This is a genomic window from Streptococcus sp. HJ1, from assembly GCF_052399005.1.
Taxonomy (GTDB): domain Bacteria; phylum Bacillota; class Bacilli; order Lactobacillales; family Streptococcaceae; genus Streptococcus.
Genome location: NZ_CP199005.1, coordinates 1,495,468 through 1,511,619, shown reverse-complemented (window position 1 = coordinate 1,511,619; position 16,152 = coordinate 1,495,468). Strand labels below are relative to the sequence as shown.

Genomic DNA, 16,152 nt, shown 5'->3' with positions numbered 1-16,152 from the left:
AAGTGAAGACAATGAAAAAAGTTGCCATTATTGGAGCAGGGATTGTAGGGGCAACTGCTGCCTACTACCTCGCCAAAGAAGCAGATTTAGAGGTGACCGTTTTTGACCATGGACAGGGTCAGGCTACCAAGGCAGCAGCAGGAATTATCAGTCCTTGGTTTTCCAAACGCCGAAACAAGGCCTGGTACAAGATGGCACGCTTGGGAGCGGACTTTTACGAGGAGCTATTGGTTGATTTGGAAAAGTCTGGCCAGGAAATTGACTTTTACCAACGCTCAGGAGTTTTTCTCTTGAAAAAGGATGAATCCAAGTTGGAAGAACTCTATGAGCTAGCCCTTCAGCGTAGGGAAGATTCTCCCTTGATAGGCCAGTTAGCCATTTTAGACCAAGCGTCTGCAAATGAATTATTCCCTGGTTTGCAGAGATTTGACCACCTGCTCTATGCTTCTGGTGGAGCGAGAGTAGATGGCCACCTCTTAGTGACTCGTTTGCTGGAAGTCAGTCAAGTCAAGTTAGTCAAAGAAAAAGTGACTCTGACTCCTGTATCAGCAGGCTACCAGATTGGCGAAGAGGTGTTTGAACAGGTTATTTTGGCGACGGGAGCTTGGTTGGGAGACATTTTGAGGCCTTTAGGATATGTGGTAGATGTTCGTCCCCAAAAGGGACAATTACGAGATTATCAACTTACCCTAGATATGGAATCTTACCCTGTTGTTATGCCTGAGGGTGAGTGGGATTTGATTCCTTTTGCAGGTGGGAAATTGTCCCTAGGAGCTACCCATGAAAATGATATGGGATTTGACTTGACGGTAGATGAAGCCTTGCTCCAACAAATGGAGGAAGCAGCCTTGCCATACTACCCAGCCTTGGCTGAAGCTACTATAAGAGGTGAGCGAGTAGGAATCCGTGCCTATACCAGTGATTTTTCTCCATTTTTTGGGCAAGTCCCAGGCTTAGCAGGTGTCTATGCGGCTAGTGGGCTAGGGTCATCAGGTCTCACAACTGGGCCTATCATTGGTTACCACTTAGCTCAACTGATCCAAGACAAGGAGTTGACCTTGGATCCAGTAAATTATCCAATTGCAAACTATGTCAAACGAGTAAAAAGAGAATAGAATTTTACTGAAATTTTAGCCTCCCCCCTAGGATGGCAAATGACATTCCCTATCAAAAATGATAAAATAAGAAAAAATAATCCGAGAATCGAGGAAAAAAGATGCAAGAAAAGATTTTGGTAACTGGCGGTGCCGGATTTATCGGAACCCACACTGTTATTGAGTTGATCCAAGCAGGTCATCAAGTGGTTGTGGTGGATAATCTTGTCAATAGCAATCGTAAAAGTTTAGAAGTTGTTGAAAGAATCACAGGAGTTGAGATTCCTTTTTATGAGGCAGATATCCGTGACACAGATACCCTCAGAGATATTTTCAAGCAGGAAGAGCCGACTGGTGTGATTCACTTTGCGGGTTTGAAGGCTGTTGGTGAATCAACACGTATCCCTCTTGCCTACTATGACAACAATATCGCTGGAACTGTCAGCCTGCTAAAAGCCATGGAAGAAAATAACTGTAAGAACATCATCTTCAGTTCTTCGGCGACAGTTTACGGAGACCCTCATACAGTTCCAATCTTAGAAGATTTCCCACTTTCAGTGACCAATCCATATGGCCGTACTAAGCTCATGTTAGAGGAAATTTTGACGGATATCTACAAGGCAGACTCAGAATGGAATGTGGTCTTGCTTCGTTACTTCAACCCAATCGGAGCGCATGAAAGTGGAGACTTGGGAGAAAATCCTAACGGAATTCCAAACAATCTCTTGCCTTATGTTTCACAAGTAGCAGTTGGTAAACTAGAGCAAGTGCAAGTGTTTGGAGATGATTACGATACGGAAGATGGGACTGGTGTTCGTGACTATATCCACGTTGTAGACCTAGCCAAAGGTCACGTTGCAGCTCTACAAAAGATCCAAAAAGGTTCAGGCCTTAACATTTACAACCTTGGAACAGGTAAGGGCTACTCAGTTCTTGAAATTATCCAAAACATGGAAAAAGCGGTGGGACGTCCCATTCCTTACCGCATCGTAGAACGCCGCCCAGGTGATATCGCTGCCTGCTACTCAGACCCTGCAAAAGCCAAAGCTGAACTGGGCTGGGAAGCAGAACTCAGCATCACGCAAATGTGTGAAGACGCATGGCGTTGGCAAAGCAAGCATCCAAATGGATTTGAAGACTAAGATGATGATCTCAATCATTGTCCCATGTTTAAACGAAGAGGAAGTACTTCCTCTTTTTTATCAGTCTGTTGAAGCACTACTTCCAGAATTGGGAGCAGAGATCGAGTATGTCTTTGTGGATGACGGGTCTAGTGATGGGACATTAGACTTGCTGAAGGCCTATCGGATGCAAAATCCTGCGGTACATTACATTTCTTTCTCGCGAAATTTTGGGAAAGAAGCAGCTCTGTATGCAGGCTTACAGTATGCAACTGGAGACCTGGTGGTCGTGATGGATGCAGACCTCCAGGATCCTCCCAGTATGCTACTTGAGATGAAGGCCTTACTAGACCAAAATGCAGACTTGGACTGTGTTGGGACACGGAGAACTAGTCGGGAGGGAGAACCCTTCCTTCGAAGCTTCTGTGCCAATCTCTTTTACCGCCTCATGCAAAAAATTAGCCCAGTAGCCTTGCCCTCGGGTGTCCGTGATTTTCGGATGATGAGAAGGTCTGTGGTGGATGCTATTTTAGCCTTGACCGAATCCAATCGTTTTTCTAAGGGTCTCTTTGCCTGGGTTGGTTTTCGAACGCACTATCTTGATTATCCAAATGTTGAAAGACAGGCTGGCGAAACCAGTTGGAGTTTTAGGCAGCTCTTTTTCTACTCGATTGAAGGGATTCTCAACTTTTCAGATTTTCCCTTGAGTATAGCTTTTGTAGCGGGGCTCCTGTCTTGTTTTATTTCTTTTATGATGACTGTTTTTGTGGTATTTCGGACCCTTATCTTGGGGAATCCGACATCTGGCTGGACCTCTCTGATGGCTGTCATTCTCTTTCTTGGAGGGATTCAACTCCTGACTATTGGGATTCTAGGCAAGTATATCAGTAAGATTTATCTAGAGACCAAAAAAAGACCACTCTATCTGGTCAAAGAAAAAAGTGACCTTTCTATTGTTGAAGGAAAAAAATAACCAAAAAAGACTATAATTTTACCTAGAAATATGCTAAACTAGTAGGTGTGGGAAAAATGAGAAAAAATCAATAACATTCATTCCCTGCTTCCTACGATGGATCTTTTAGAAGTGCACGTGTAGGACAATTTTTGATGGCCTCCAGAACATCGCTGGTCTCAGCGATTTCTCTTTGCAATTCAACTGGATCATCGTAAAATCGAACGATTCCATTATCATGGTAATCAAAGAGTTCAGAATAGGTTTGGCAAAGCCCGCAGGCGATGCACCGTTCGGGTATAAGTGTGACTTTCATATTTATATTGTAATAAGAAAATGAAAAAAAAACAAGGAGTAAGGTATGGAAAAGGAACCGTGGCAAGAAGATATTTACGAAAACAATGAGGAAGAAACAAGATCAGAGCGTCGACACCGGAAACAAAAAGGGAAAGGCGTAGTTGCCAATCGTGTCTTGACAGTTCTAGCTAGCCTCTTCTTTGTAATTGTTGTAGCGATGGTAGTTGTATTGATTTACCTATCAACCGGTGGAAGCAATCGTACATCATCTTTGAAGGACTTCTATGATGCATCGTCTCCTTCTACAAGTTCAAGTTCTAAAGTGGAAGAATCATCATCTTCAAGTAGCAAGGTAGAGGAAACAACTTCTTCTGAATCAACACCTTCACAGAGCAGTTCGGAAGAACATACTACAGAGGGTGAAGGAACACTTACAGTACAGCCTGGAGAGGGAGAAGCAGCTCTTGCTCAACGTGCAGGGATTTCCATTGCCCAGCTAGAAGCCCTAAATCCTTCTCACATGTCATCTGGATCTTGGTTTGCCAACCCAGGTGATGTGATTAAGACAAGATAGGAGTCGGTCATGAAGACAATTCAAATTGCTATCGATGGTCCAGCTTCGAGTGGTAAGAGTACGGTCGCAAAGATTGTCGCTAAAGATTTTGGTTACACTTATCTCGATACAGGTGCTATGTACCGTGCTGCGACTTATATAGCGCTCAAGCACCAGTTGGATGCAGGAAATGTAGACCAACTTCTTGAGCTTCTTAACCAACACCCCATTAGTTTTGGTCGTTCAGAAACAGGTGAGCAACTTGTTTTTGTAGGGGATGTTGAGATTACGCATCCGATTCGTGAAAATGAAGTGACCAACAAGGTTTCAAGCATTGCTGCCATTCCTGAGGTGCGTGAGAAACTGGTTTCGCTCCAGCAAGAGATTGCTCAGCAAGGTGGTATCGTCATGGATGGGCGTGATATCGGGACAGTTGTTTTACCAAAAGCTGAACTCAAGATTTTCCTAGTGGCTTCTGTTGAAGAAAGAGCAGAGCGTCGTTACAAGGAAAATATTGCTAAAGGGATTGAAACTGACTTGGAAACGTTGAAAGAGGAAATTGCGGCACGTGACTACAAGGATAGTCATCGTGAAACCTCACCTCTTAGACAGGCTGAGGATGCAGTTTATCTTGACACAACTGGACTAAGTATCCAAGAAGTGGTTGAAAAAATTGAATCAGAAGCAAAAAAATATACGTCCTAGGGACGAGAGGAGCAGGCTAAATGAAGCCTGCTCCTTTTCTCTCTTTTGCGCGCGTTTCAAAACAGCCTTTTTGGGAGAATTTTGATAAAATAGTAGTATCAATAAAAAGGACGGAAGCATGACAAAGAAAATCATAGCCATTTGGGCCCAAGATGAAAAAGGTGTGATTGGGAAGGAAGATCGTCTCCCTTGGCATTTGCCAGCAGAGTTGCAACATTTTAAGGAAACAACTTTAAATCATGCTATACTGATGGGGCGAGTGACCTTTGATGGCATGGGACGTCGTCTGCTTCCAAAACGGCAAACCCTGATTTTAACGCGCAATAGCGAAGAAATCATAGATGGGGCGCTCGTATTTCAAGATGTGGAGTCTGTTTTAGCGTGGTATCAGAGTCAGGAAAAAAATCTCTATATCATTGGCGGAAAGCAGATTTTTCAGGCTTTTGAGCCTTATTTAGATGAAATCATCGTGACGCAGATTCATGCTCAGGTGGAGGGAGATACCTATTTTCCTGAGGAGTTTGACTTGTCTCGTTTTGAGACAGTAGCAAGCAAATCTTACACCCGTGATGAGAAAAACGACTATGATTTTACCATCGAATACCGAGATAGAAAGGAAGTCTAATGGAGCGCAGTATATTTGGATTTTTTACAGCTTTTTTGTGTGTGATCTGTATTTTGACTGGAGTACAGGCTTTTCGTAAGAAGCGCTATGGACTGTCTGCCTTACTCTGGTTGAATGCTTTTACCAATCTGGTCAACAGTGTCCACGCTTTTTATATGACCTTATTTTAGATAGAATGATAAATTAGAATGGAAGGAAATCATGCCTACAAATAGGAAAAATGATATGATGGTTTATTGCTCATTTTGTGGCAAAAGCCAAGAAGAAGTAAAGAAAATAATCGCTGGGAACAACGCCTTTATCTGTAATGAATGTGTGGAGTTGGCCCAGGAAATCATTCGGGAGGAGTTGGCCGAGGAAGTTTTGGCAGACTTGTCTGAAGTACCAAAACCAATCGAACTCCTCAATATCTTAAACCACTATGTGATTGGTCAGGATCGTGCCAAACGTGCCTTGGCAGTGGCTGTGTACAATCACTATAAACGCATCAATTTTCACGATACGCGTGAAGAATCAGAAGATGTGGATTTGCAGAAGTCAAACATTTTGATGATTGGTCCAACTGGTTCTGGGAAAACTTTCTTGGCTCAGACTTTGGCTAAGAGCTTGAATGTACCTTTTGCTATTGCTGATGCGACAGCTCTGACTGAGGCTGGGTATGTGGGTGAGGATGTGGAAAATATCCTCCTCAAACTCTTGCAGGCCGCTGACTTTAACATCGAACGTGCAGAACGTGGGATTATCTACGTGGACGAAATTGACAAGATTGCCAAGAAGAGTGAGAATGTGTCTATCACACGTGATGTTTCGGGTGAAGGGGTACAACAAGCTCTTCTCAAGATTATTGAGGGAACTGTAGCCAGTGTACCGCCTCAAGGTGGACGCAAACATCCGCAACAAGAGATGATTCAGGTAGATACCAAGAATATCCTCTTCATCGTGGGTGGTGCTTTTGATGGCATCGAAGAAATTGTGAAACAACGTCTGGGAGAAAAAGTCATCGGTTTTGGCCAAAATAACAAGGCGATTGATGAAAACAGCTCATACATGCAAGAAATCATCGCTGAAGATATTCAAAAATTTGGGATTATCCCTGAGTTGATTGGACGCTTGCCTGTCTTTGCAGCTCTTGAGCAATTGACGGTTGATGACTTGGTTCGCATCTTGAAAGAACCAAGAAACGCCTTGGTCAAACAATACCAAACCTTGCTTTCTTATGATGATGTTGAATTGGAATTTGACGATGAAGCCCTTCAAGAAATCGCCAATAAGGCTATCGAACGCAAAACTGGTGCACGTGGTCTTCGATCAATCATCGAAGAAACCATGCTAGATGTTATGTTTGAAGTGCCAAGTCAAGAAAATGTGAAATTGGTCCGCATCACAAAAGAAGCTGTCGATGGAACGGAAAAACCAATCCTAGAAACAGCCTAGAGGTGACCATGGAAATCAATACACACAATGCTGAAATCTTGCTCAGTGCGGCCAATAAGTCTCATTATCCGCAGGATGAACTGCCAGAGATTGCCCTTGCAGGGCGCTCCAATGTTGGGAAGTCCAGCTTTATCAACACCATGCTCAACCGCAAAAATCTCGCTCGTACATCAGGGAAACCTGGGAAAACCCAGTTACTCAACTTCTTCAATATTGATGACAAGATGCGTTTTGTGGATGTGCCTGGGTATGGCTATGCCCGCGTTTCCAAAAAGGAACGTGAAAAGTGGGGCCGCATGATTGAGGAGTACCTAACGACTCGTGAAAATCTCCGTGCGGTTGTCAGTTTGGTGGACCTCCGCCACGACCCATCGGCAGATGATGTGCAGATGTATGAATTTCTCAAGTATTATGAGATTCCGGTCATCATCGTTGCGACTAAGGCAGATAAGATTCCTCGTGGTAAGTGGAACAAACATGAATCTGCAATCAAAAAGAAATTAAACTTTGATCCAAGTGACGACTTCATTCTCTTTTCATCAGTCAGCAAGGCAGGGATGGATCAGGCTTGGGATGCAATATTAGAAAAATTGTGAGGGAAAGAAATGGCAAAAACAATTCACACAGACAAGGCTCCAAAAGCAATCGGGCCTTATGTTCAAGGGAAAATCGTTGGCAATCTATTGTTTGCGAGTGGGCAAGTTCCTCTTTCGCCTGAAACTGGGGAGATTGTAGGAGAGACCATCCAAGAACAGACAGAACAAGTCTTGAAAAACATTGGTGCTATTTTGGCAGAAGCGGGAACGGACTTTGATCACGTTGTCAAAACAACTTGCTTCTTGAGCGATATGAACGACTTTGTTCCTTTTAATGAGGTTTACCAAACGGCCTTCAAAGAGGAATTCCCAGCTCGTTCAGCTGTGGAAGTAGCTCGTCTTCCTCGCGATGTGAAAGTCGAAATTGAAGTCATCGCAGAGATTGGATAAGCTAGTTGAAGTTTGGTTTTGCCAAACTTCTTTTGATATAAGGAGAGATAGATGACAAAAAAACAACTTCACCTAGTGATTGTGACAGGGATGAGTGGTGCAGGAAAAACCGTAGCCATTCAGTCCTTCGAGGATTTAGGATATTTCACCATTGACAACATGCCGCCAGCCCTCTTGCCAAAGTTTTTACAGTTGGTCGAAACCAAAGATGATGACCACAAACTGGCTTTGGTAGTGGACATGCGTAGCCGTTCTTTCTTCTCAGAGATTCAAGCTGTTTTGGATGAGTTGGAAAATCAAGATGATTTGGATTTCAAAATCCTCTTTTTGGATGCCAAAGATAAGGAATTGGTAGCCCGTTACAAGGAAACCAGACGGAGTCACCCTCTAGCAGCAGATGGTCGAATTTTAGATGGGATTAAGCTGGAACGTGAACTTTTGGCACCTTTGAAAAACATGAGCCAAAATGTGGTGGATACGACAGAACTTACCCCGCGTGAACTTCGTAAAACCATTGCTGAGCAATTTTCGGACCAAGAACAAGCCCAGTCTTTCCGTATCGAGGTCATGTCTTTTGGATTCAAGTACGGCATCCCTATCGATGCGGACTTGGTATTTGATGTCCGTTTCTTGCCAAATCCCTATTACCTACCAGAACTGCGCAATCAAACGGGGATGGATGAGCCTGTCTACAACTATGTCATGAAACATGCAGAATCAGAAAGTTTCTATCAGCACTTGCTTGCCTTGATTGAGCCGATTTTGCCAAGTTACAAGAAAGAAGGCAAGTCTGTTTTGACCATTGCAGTGGGATGTACAGGTGGACAGCACCGTAGTGTTGCCTTTGCCAAGCGAATCGCAGAGGACCTAGCTAAAAACTGGCCTGTCAATGAAAGCCATCGTGACAAAGACCGAAGAAAGGAAACGGTAAACCGTTCATGAGAAAACCTAAAATAACGGTGATTGGTGGAGGAACAGGTATCCCCGTCATTTTGAAAAGTTTGCGGGAAAAGGATGTTGAGATTGCAGCCATCGTAACAGTCGCCGATGATGGTGGATCTTCTGGTGAGTTAAGAAAGAATATCCAACAACTGACACCGCCTGGAGATCTTCGTAATGTTTTGGTGGCCATGTCGGATATGCCCAAGTTTTATGAGAAGGTTTTTCAGTACCGATTCTCAGAAGAGGCTGGCGCTTTTGCTGGTCATCCCCTAGGGAATCTCATCATCGCAGGCCTTTCTGAAATGCAGGGATCTACTTACAATGCCATGCAGCTACTAAGTCTCTTTTTCCATACAACAGGGAAGATTTACCCATCAAGTGACCACCCTTTGACGCTACATGCAGTCTTTAAAGACGGTTCTGAGGTGGCGGGTGAGAGCCATATTGCAGATCATCCAGGCATGATCGACCATGTCTATGTGACCAATACCTTGGATGATGAAACACCCCAAGCCAGCCGTCGAGTAGTCACTACTATTCTCGAGAGTGACATGATCGTCTTGGGTCCTGGTTCCCTCTTTACATCGATTTTACCCAATATCGTGATCGAAGAGATTGGACAAGCACTCTTGGAGACCAAGGCAGAAATAGCCTATGTCTGCAATATCATGACCCAACGTGGGGAAACAGAGCACTTTTCAGACAGTGACCATGTGGAAGTCCTCCATCGCCATCTAGGTCGGCCTTTTATTGATACGGTCTTGGTCAATATTGAAAAGGTTCCTAGAGAATACATGGATACCAACCGTTTCGATGAATATTTGGTACAGGTAGAGCATGATTTTGCTGGTCTTTGCAAGCAGGTTCCTCGTGTGATTTCTTCCAATTTCCTTCGTTTGGAAAATGGAGGAGCCTTCCATGATGGCGATTTGATTGTGGATGAATTGATGCGAATTATACAGGTGCGAAAATGAGTTTTACAGTTGCAGTAAAAGAAGAAATTCTTGGTCAGCACCATCTCAGTCGTCATGAATTATCAGCCATCATCAAGATGTCAGGTAGTATTGGTCTCTCAACTTCGGGCTTGACCCTGTCTGTTGTGACTGAAAATGCCAAGTTAGCTCGGCACCTTTATGAGTCCTTTCTCCATTTTTATGAAATCAAGTCAGAGATTCGTCACCATCAGAGAAGCAATCTTCGCAAGAACCGTGTCTATACGGTCTACACTGATGAGAGGGTACAGGAGCTTTTAGCTGATTTGCGGCTTGCGGATTCCTTCTTTGGTTTGGAGACGGGCATCGATCCTGATATTTTAGCAGATGAAGAAGCAGGTCGTGCTTATTTATGTGGGGCCTTTCTGGCAAATGGAAGTATCCGTGATCCTGAGTCTGGCAAATACCAGCTGGAGATCAGTTCTGTTTATCTGGACCACGCCCAAGGACTGGCCTCTCTCCTCCAGCAATTCTTACTGGATGCCAAGGTTATTGAGCGAAAGAAAGGTGCAGTTACCTATCTCCAGCGTGCAGAGGACATCATGGATTTCTTGATTGTGATTGGGGCCATGCAGGCGCGTGATAATTTTGAGCGCGTCAAGATTTTGCGTGAAACACGTAACGATCTCAATCGAGCCAATAATGCCGAGACAGCTAATATCGCTCGAACAGTTTCTGCCAGCATGAAAACCATCAATAATATCAGTAAAATCAAAGATAGAATGGGCTTGGAAAATTTACCCGTGGATTTGCAAGAGGTGGCTCAGTTGCGAATCCAGCACCCAGACTACTCTATCCAGCAGTTGGCAGATAGCCTCAGCAATCCCCTGACCAAGAGTGGTGTCAATCACAGACTGAGAAAAATAAACAAGATTGCAGATGAGCTATAAAACCACGGATTAGTAAATCCGTGGTTCTTTTCTTATAAACTGGTTGAGTGTTTGGGTTGTACTTTTTGGTCAGGGTCGATGTAGTTGATAGCATTGTTCACAGCTGTAGGTGCTTCTCCAAGTCCTGTGGCAATCAAATCAATCTTTCCTTCGTAGTAGCAGCAGTCTCCGATAGCATAGATACCTGCTTGGCTAGATTCTTGTTTGCTATTGACGATAATCTTATGACGGTTGAGATCTAGACCCCAGTTTTTAAGATTTCCGACAGAAGACTTGAAGCCGTAGTTGACAAAGAGGTGGTCTACCTCAATCGTTTCGGCTTCATCCGATTTGACTTTTGTAATTTCCAGTTTATCAAGTGTTTTTCCATCTCCAAGGAGTTGGCTAGGAACGAATGGTGTCTTGATAGTCACAGATGATGCTTGCAGGGCTTGCACACTGTGTTCCAAGGCGCGGAAGTTATCTCGACGGTGAACGAGAGTAGTTGGGGCAATTTTTTCGAAAGCCAATGCCCAGTCAACTGCTGAGTCCCCTCCACCAAGGATGGTCACTTTCTTACCAGCGTATTGCTGGATATTGGCAACGTGGTAGTGGATATTTTCATAGTTTTCGACACCATCTAGTTCGAGCGGACGCGGTTTAAAGGCGCCACCACCCATGGCAATGATGACTGTTTTGGTCAGGTGGCTTCCCTTGTTGGTTGTGATGGTAAAACCTTCATCTTGTTTCACTATTTCAAGAACAGTTTCGTTGAGGTGAACAGGTGTTTCAAAGCCGTTTAGCTGTTCAATCAAGCGATTGGTCAACTCTTCTCCGGTTAAGTTTGGAAAACCTGGCACATCAAGGATTTGCTTCTCAGGATAGAGGATGGCTGGTTGACCACCGAGCTGGGGAAGGGAGTCAATGATTTTGACTTTGGCTTGGCGTAGGTGGGCGTAAAAGGCAGCAAAGAGGCCGACAGGACCGCCACCTACAATAGTAATATCATAGAGTTGAGACATGATTTCTCCTTCGTTTTTTCTAGTCAGTTTATTTTATCATAATTTTGCTTAATTTAAAATGAAGTAGGATGGGGAAAAAATGAGTAGAAAATGGTATAATAGTACGGAAAGTGTTTTGACAGGGAGGAGGCCAGGGATGAATTTTCAACAATTATCCAATTGGCAATACTGGACGAGTTTGTTTTCAAGTCCTTGGACGATAGTCATCAATCTGATTGATATTTTGATTGTGACTTATATTTTATACCATTTTACCAAAGCGATTGCAGGGACTAAAATCATGATATTGGTTCGGGGAGTTTTGGTCTTTATTCTAGGTCAGATTCTGTCCAATATGATTGGCTTAACGACCATTTCATGGTTGATCAATCAGATTATCACCTACGGGGTCATCGCAGCGGTGGTTATCTTCTCGCCAGAGATTCGGACTGGTTTGGAGAGATTGGGGCGAGCTACTGATTTCTTCTACAATGCCCCTATTAGTGCGGAAGAGCAAATGGTTCGTGCCTTTGTCAAATCAGTCGAGTACATGAGTCCGCGTAAGATAGGTGCTCTGGTTGCTGTTCAGCGAGTGAGAACCTTGCAGGAATATATCTCAACTGGGATTCCTCTAGATGCGAAAATCTCATCCGAGTTATTGATTAATATCTTTATCCCCAATACTCCCTTGCACGATGGTGCGGTCATTGTCAGAGAAGATCGGATTGCCGTAACTTCAGCCTACCTACCCCTGACTGAAAATACAGGAATTTCCAAGGAGTTTGGGACACGTCACAGGGCAGCGATTGGTTTGTCGGAAGTATCAGATGCTCTTACCTTTGTGGTTTCAGAGGAAACAGGCGGAATCTCAATCACCTATAATGGAGTCTTTAAGCATGATTTGACCTTGGAAGAGTTTGAATCTGAATTAAGAAGAATCTTGCTTCCAACATCAGAGAAAAAACAAGGTCTGAAAGAGCGTTTGCTAGGAGGATTGAAACATGAGAAAAAATAGTCTTTATATTATTTCTTCCTTCTTTTTCGCCTGCATCCTCTTTATCTATGCGACTTCTACAAACTATCAGAATAGCAATAGCGCCAGACAGGTGAGGACAGAAACCTATACCAATACGGTTCTTAATGTCCCAATCGATATTCAGTACGACAGCGATCAGTACTTTATTAGTGGCTTTACCTCTGAAGTGACCGTCTTTCTGACAGGGTCAAACAGAGTTGCATTGGCGAGTGAAATGCAGGAAAGCACTCGGAAATTCAAGGTCAAAGCTGACTTAACCAATGCCAGTGTAGGAACCATCGAAGTTCCTCTAACCATTGAAAATTTACCAAGTGGTTTGACGGCTGTTGCAACTCCGCAAAAGATAACAGTCAAGGTCGGTAAAAAAGCAAAACGAGATAATGTAATCGTTGTGCCTGAGATTGATCCTAGCCAGATTGATTCTCGAGTGAAAATTGATACAGTCACTGTGTCAGATGAAAAAGTAACGGTTATTAGTGACGAGGAAACTCTCTCTAGAGTAGATCGTGTCATTGCCATCTTGCCAACGAGTGAACGGATAACAGGTAACTATTCAGGCTCTGTTCCTCTACAAGCAGTTGATAAAAATGGAAATGTCTTGCCAAGCGTCATTATGCCATTTGACACTACAATGAAAATTACAACCAAAACAGTATCGTCTAGCTCGAGTTCTTCGTCAACGACCTCATCAACAGGGTCCTCGACTAGCAGCTCGTCTTCAACGAGTTCAGAAACAAAACCAGACTCGTCTAAACAAGAATAAATAAAAAGTAGAAAAGGATGATTAACAAAATGGGTAAATATTTTGGGACCGATGGAGTCCGTGGAGAAGCAAACGTAGAACTGACGCCAGAATTGGCCTTTAAATTGGGACGTTTTGGTGGTTATGTTCTTAGCCAACATGAAACGGCAGCCCCTAAAGTCTTTGTAGGACGTGATACACGTATCTCAGGAGAAATGCTAGAATCTGCCTTGGTGGCAGGTCTTCTATCAGTAGGGATTCACGTCTACAAACTCGGTGTCCTTGCAACACCAGCAGTAGCTTATTTGGTCAAAACTGAGGGAGCCAGTGCAGGTGTCATGATTTCCGCTAGTCACAACCCAGCCCTTGATAATGGAATTAAATTCTTTGGTGGGGATGGCTTCAAACTTGATGATGAAAAAGAAGCAGAAATCGAAGCCTTGTTGGATGCTGCCGAAGACACCCTTCCTCGTCCAAGTGCCAAAGGATTGGGAACCTTGGTGGACTATCCAGAAGGTTTGCGTAAGTATGAAGGCTACCTTGTTTCAACTGGAACTCCTCTTGAAGGGATGAAAGTGGCCTTGGATACAGCTAACGGTGCAGCGTCTACGAGTGCTCGTCAAATCTTTGCAGACCTTGGGGCTCAAATAACTGTTATCGGCGAGACACCAGATGGTCTTAACATCAACTTGAATGTGGGTTCTACACATCCAGAAGCTCTTCAAGAAGTGGTCAAAGAAAGCCAGTCAGCTATTGGTTTGGCCTTTGACGGAGACAGTGACCGCTTGATTGCTGTTGATGAAAATGGCGACATCGTCGATGGTGATAAGATCATGTACATCATCGGGAAATACCTTTCTGAAAAAGGCCAGTTGGCTCAAAATACCATCGTGACAACGGTTATGTCTAACCTTGGCTTCCATAAGGCTTTGGATAGCGCTGGCATTAACAAGGCAGTGACTGCTGTTGGTGACCGCTATGTCGTTGAAGAAATGAGAAAATCAGGCTACAACCTTGGTGGTGAACAATCAGGTCACGTTATCTTGATGGACTACAATACAACTGGTGATGGTCAATTATCAGCTGTCCAATTGACCAAAATCATGAAAGAAACAGGCAAGAGCTTGTCTCAACTAGCATCAGAAGTGACGATTTACCCACAAAAACTGGTCAATATCCGAGTGGAAAATGCCATGAAAGAAAATGCCATGGAAGTACCAGCCATCAAGACAATCATAGAAAAGATGGAAGAAGAGATGGCAGGGAACGGCCGTATCCTTGTCCGCCCAAGTGGAACAGAACCCCTCTTGCGTGTCATGGCAGAAGCACCAACAACAGAAGAAGTCAACTACTATGTAGATACGATTGCTGCTGTGGTTAAAGATGAAATCGGAATTGACTAAAGCCTAGAAAACTAGATGAAATGATAAAAATGTGGTACAATTGCATAGTAAATTGTAGCAATGGGAGAGAAAAATGAATCTTAAACGAGAACAAGAATTTGTTAGCCAGTATCACTTTGATGCTCGTAACTTTGAATGGGAAAATGAAAATGGAGCTCCTGAAACCAAGGTAGACGTGAACTTTCAGTTACTCCAACATGACCAAGAAAACCAAGTGACTTCTTTAGTCGTTATCTTGAGCTTTATGATTGTCTTTGACAAATTTGTCATCAGCGGAACAATTTCCCAAGTGAACCATGTGGAAGGTCGTATTGTCAACGAACCAAGCGAATTTAACCAAGAAGAAGTCGAAACCTTGGCACGTCCATGTTTGAACATGCTTAATCGTTTGACGTATGAAGTAACAGAAATCGCCTTGGATCTTCCAGGAATCAATTTGGAGTTTTAGCCATGAAATTAGCTGTCATTACAGATTCTTCAGCCTATTTAGAGGAGAGGACGCTGCAAAGAGAGAATCTATTTATCTTGGATATTCCTGTCAATATTGATGGGGAGGAGTATGTTGAAGGTGTCAATCTGACTGCTGAAGAATTTTATCAAAAAATGGCTCAGTCTGCAGAATTGCCTAAAACTAGTCAACCAAGTATTGCCAAATTGGATGAGATTCTAAGTTCCTTGAAAGATGAAGGCTATACTCATGTCTTGGGCCTCTTTCTTTCGTCAGGAATTTCAGGCTTTTATCAGAATATCCAATATATGTTAGACGAGTATGAAGGTTTGACCATTGCCTTTCCAGATACCCATATCACAAGTTCCCCTCTAGGATTTATGGTAGAGAGTGCCTTTGATTGGGCAGAACAAGGCGATGATTTTGCTCAGATTCAGGAGAAATTGGCTATCCAAATCGCTGATAATTCAGCCTTTATCATAGTAGATGACCTCGATCACTTGGTTAAGGGAGGACGTCTGTCAAATGGGGCAGCCATCCTAGGGAATCTTCTCAGTATCAAGCCTATTCTTTACTTTAATGACCAAGGTGTGATTGAGGTTTATGAAAAAGTTCGTACAGAGAAAAAAGCAATCAAACGTTTGGTGGAAATCATCAAAGAGTTGACAAAAGATGGGGACTACCGTATTACAGTCATTCATGGTAATGCACCTCAGAAGGCGGCAGATTTGCGTCATCTCTTGATTGAGAGTGGTGTGAATTCTGAGATTCCAATTGTCAGCTTTGGTAGTGTCATTGGGACCCACCTTGGAGAAGGTAGTATCGCCTTGAGCTATACACCAATCGTCTAAATTGTTCTTACAGGTTTTGTATCTTAGAAATTAAACACAGACTACCTGCCTCTTGAAAAAAGATGCCTGTCTTGCCTTTCATGGAAAGTCAGCGCCATTCC

Annotated in this window: 19 protein-coding genes; 17 read left to right on the top strand and 2 right to left on the bottom strand. The window is 43.4% G+C overall.

Going from position 1 to position 16,152, the window contains the following annotated elements; all coding sequences use genetic code 11:
- The first annotated feature begins 11 nt into the window (after nt 1–11).
- The 3 genes from ACT17O_RS07705 (at nt 12) to ACT17O_RS07695 (ending at nt 3,188) form a co-directional block, all read left to right on the top strand.
- Complete coding sequence (locus ACT17O_RS07705; RefSeq protein WP_444817372.1) at nt 12–1,115, top strand: NAD(P)/FAD-dependent oxidoreductase; 1,104 nt, start codon at nt 12–14, stop codon at nt 1,113–1,115.
- A gap of 101 nt (nt 1,116–1,216) precedes the next feature.
- Nucleotides 1,217–2,236, top strand: coding sequence for a UDP-glucose 4-epimerase GalE (gene galE / locus ACT17O_RS07700; RefSeq protein ID WP_070535035.1), 1,020 nt, complete (start codon nt 1,217–1,219; stop codon nt 2,234–2,236).
- A 1-nt stretch (nt 2,237) separates the two neighbouring features.
- Entirely contained in the window at nt 2,238–3,188 is a 951-nt protein-coding gene (locus tag ACT17O_RS07695) for a glycosyltransferase family 2 protein (RefSeq protein WP_444817371.1), read from the top strand.
- Between the two features lie 91 nt (nt 3,189–3,279).
- Here the strand turns inward: ACT17O_RS07695 and ACT17O_RS07690 are convergent, their stop codons facing one another.
- Nucleotides 3,280–3,483 carry a ferredoxin gene (locus ACT17O_RS07690; protein WP_002874767.1) on the bottom strand — a complete coding sequence of 68 codons (204 nt, stop codon included), beginning with the start codon at nt 3,481–3,483 and terminating at the stop codon, nt 3,280–3,282.
- A 45-nt stretch (nt 3,484–3,528) separates the two neighbouring features.
- Here ACT17O_RS07690 and ACT17O_RS07685 point away from each other — a divergent pair, with 45 nt between their 5' ends.
- The 9 genes from ACT17O_RS07685 (at nt 3,529) to whiA (ending at nt 10,591) form a co-directional block, all read left to right on the top strand.
- Nucleotides 3,529–4,038 carry an SAG1386/EF1546 family surface-associated protein gene (locus ACT17O_RS07685; protein ID WP_000410193.1) on the top strand — a complete coding sequence of 170 codons (510 nt, stop codon included), beginning with the start codon at nt 3,529–3,531 and terminating at the stop codon, nt 4,036–4,038.
- A gap of 9 nt (nt 4,039–4,047) precedes the next feature.
- Entirely contained in the window at nt 4,048–4,722 is a 675-nt protein-coding gene (cmk, locus tag ACT17O_RS07680) for a (d)CMP kinase (protein ID WP_444817370.1), read from the top strand.
- Nucleotides 4,723–4,840: 118 nt separating this feature from the next.
- The gene (locus ACT17O_RS07675; RefSeq protein ID WP_084940539.1) at nt 4,841–5,347 is read left to right on the top strand and encodes a dihydrofolate reductase; all 507 of its coding nucleotides are present in this window, start codon (nt 4,841–4,843) and stop codon (nt 5,345–5,347) included.
- A gap of 201 nt (nt 5,348–5,548) precedes the next feature.
- Nucleotides 5,549–6,781, top strand: coding sequence for an ATP-dependent Clp protease ATP-binding subunit ClpX (gene clpX / locus ACT17O_RS07670; RefSeq protein ID WP_002874765.1), 1,233 nt, complete (start codon nt 5,549–5,551; stop codon nt 6,779–6,781).
- 8 nt (nt 6,782–6,789) lie between these two features.
- Nucleotides 6,790–7,377: a ribosome biogenesis GTP-binding protein YihA/YsxC gene (gene yihA, locus ACT17O_RS07665; protein ID WP_000405203.1), complete on the top strand. Its 588-nt coding sequence runs from the start codon at nt 6,790–6,792 to the stop codon at nt 7,375–7,377.
- A gap of 9 nt (nt 7,378–7,386) precedes the next feature.
- On the top strand, nt 7,387–7,767 hold the full coding sequence (locus ACT17O_RS07660; protein ID WP_001140420.1) for a RidA family protein: 381 nt from the start codon (nt 7,387–7,389) through the stop codon (nt 7,765–7,767).
- Between the two features lie 51 nt (nt 7,768–7,818).
- A complete protein-coding gene (gene rapZ, locus ACT17O_RS07655) occupies nt 7,819–8,709 on the top strand; it encodes an RNase adapter RapZ (protein WP_096406386.1) in 891 nt (296 codons plus the stop codon).
- A complete protein-coding gene (locus ACT17O_RS07650) occupies nt 8,706–9,683 on the top strand; it encodes a YvcK family protein (protein ID WP_444817369.1) in 978 nt (325 codons plus the stop codon). Before rapZ ends, ACT17O_RS07650 begins: the two co-directional genes overlap by 4 nt.
- Nucleotides 9,680–10,591 (top strand): DNA-binding protein WhiA, encoded by a 912-nt coding sequence (gene whiA, locus ACT17O_RS07645; protein WP_042902710.1) that lies wholly within the window; start codon nt 9,680–9,682, stop codon nt 10,589–10,591. The genes ACT17O_RS07650 and whiA overlap by 4 nt, the downstream gene beginning before the upstream one ends.
- Before the next feature lie 32 nt (nt 10,592–10,623).
- Here whiA and ACT17O_RS07640 read toward each other — a convergent pair whose 3' ends face one another.
- Nucleotides 10,624–11,592 carry an NAD(P)/FAD-dependent oxidoreductase gene (locus ACT17O_RS07640; RefSeq protein ID WP_096406394.1) on the bottom strand — a complete coding sequence of 323 codons (969 nt, stop codon included), beginning with the start codon at nt 11,590–11,592 and terminating at the stop codon, nt 10,624–10,626.
- Between the two features lie 136 nt (nt 11,593–11,728).
- Between ACT17O_RS07640 and cdaA the strand changes: the two genes are divergently transcribed.
- The 5 genes from cdaA to ACT17O_RS07615 all read left to right on the top strand — a co-directional run bounded on the left by cdaA (nt 11,729) and on the right by ACT17O_RS07615 (nt 16,051).
- A complete protein-coding gene (gene cdaA, locus ACT17O_RS07635; RefSeq protein WP_042768603.1) occupies nt 11,729–12,586 on the top strand; it encodes a diadenylate cyclase CdaA in 858 nt (285 codons plus the stop codon).
- Nucleotides 12,573–13,370, top strand: coding sequence for a CdaR family protein (locus ACT17O_RS07630; RefSeq protein ID WP_042768602.1), 798 nt, complete (start codon nt 12,573–12,575; stop codon nt 13,368–13,370). The genes cdaA and ACT17O_RS07630 overlap by 14 nt, the downstream gene beginning before the upstream one ends.
- 29 nt (nt 13,371–13,399) lie before the next feature.
- Nucleotides 13,400–14,752 carry a phosphoglucosamine mutase gene (gene glmM / locus ACT17O_RS07625; protein ID WP_444817866.1) on the top strand — a complete coding sequence of 451 codons (1,353 nt, stop codon included), beginning with the start codon at nt 13,400–13,402 and terminating at the stop codon, nt 14,750–14,752.
- Nucleotides 14,753–14,825: 73 nt separating this feature from the next.
- Nucleotides 14,826–15,200 carry a DUF1149 family protein gene (locus ACT17O_RS07620; protein ID WP_001050092.1) on the top strand — a complete coding sequence of 125 codons (375 nt, stop codon included), beginning with the start codon at nt 14,826–14,828 and terminating at the stop codon, nt 15,198–15,200.
- A 2-nt stretch (nt 15,201–15,202) separates the two neighbouring features.
- The gene (locus ACT17O_RS07615) at nt 15,203–16,051 is read left to right on the top strand and encodes a DegV family protein (RefSeq protein WP_444817368.1); all 849 of its coding nucleotides are present in this window, start codon (nt 15,203–15,205) and stop codon (nt 16,049–16,051) included.
- The last annotated feature ends 101 nt before the right edge of the window (nt 16,052–16,152 follow it).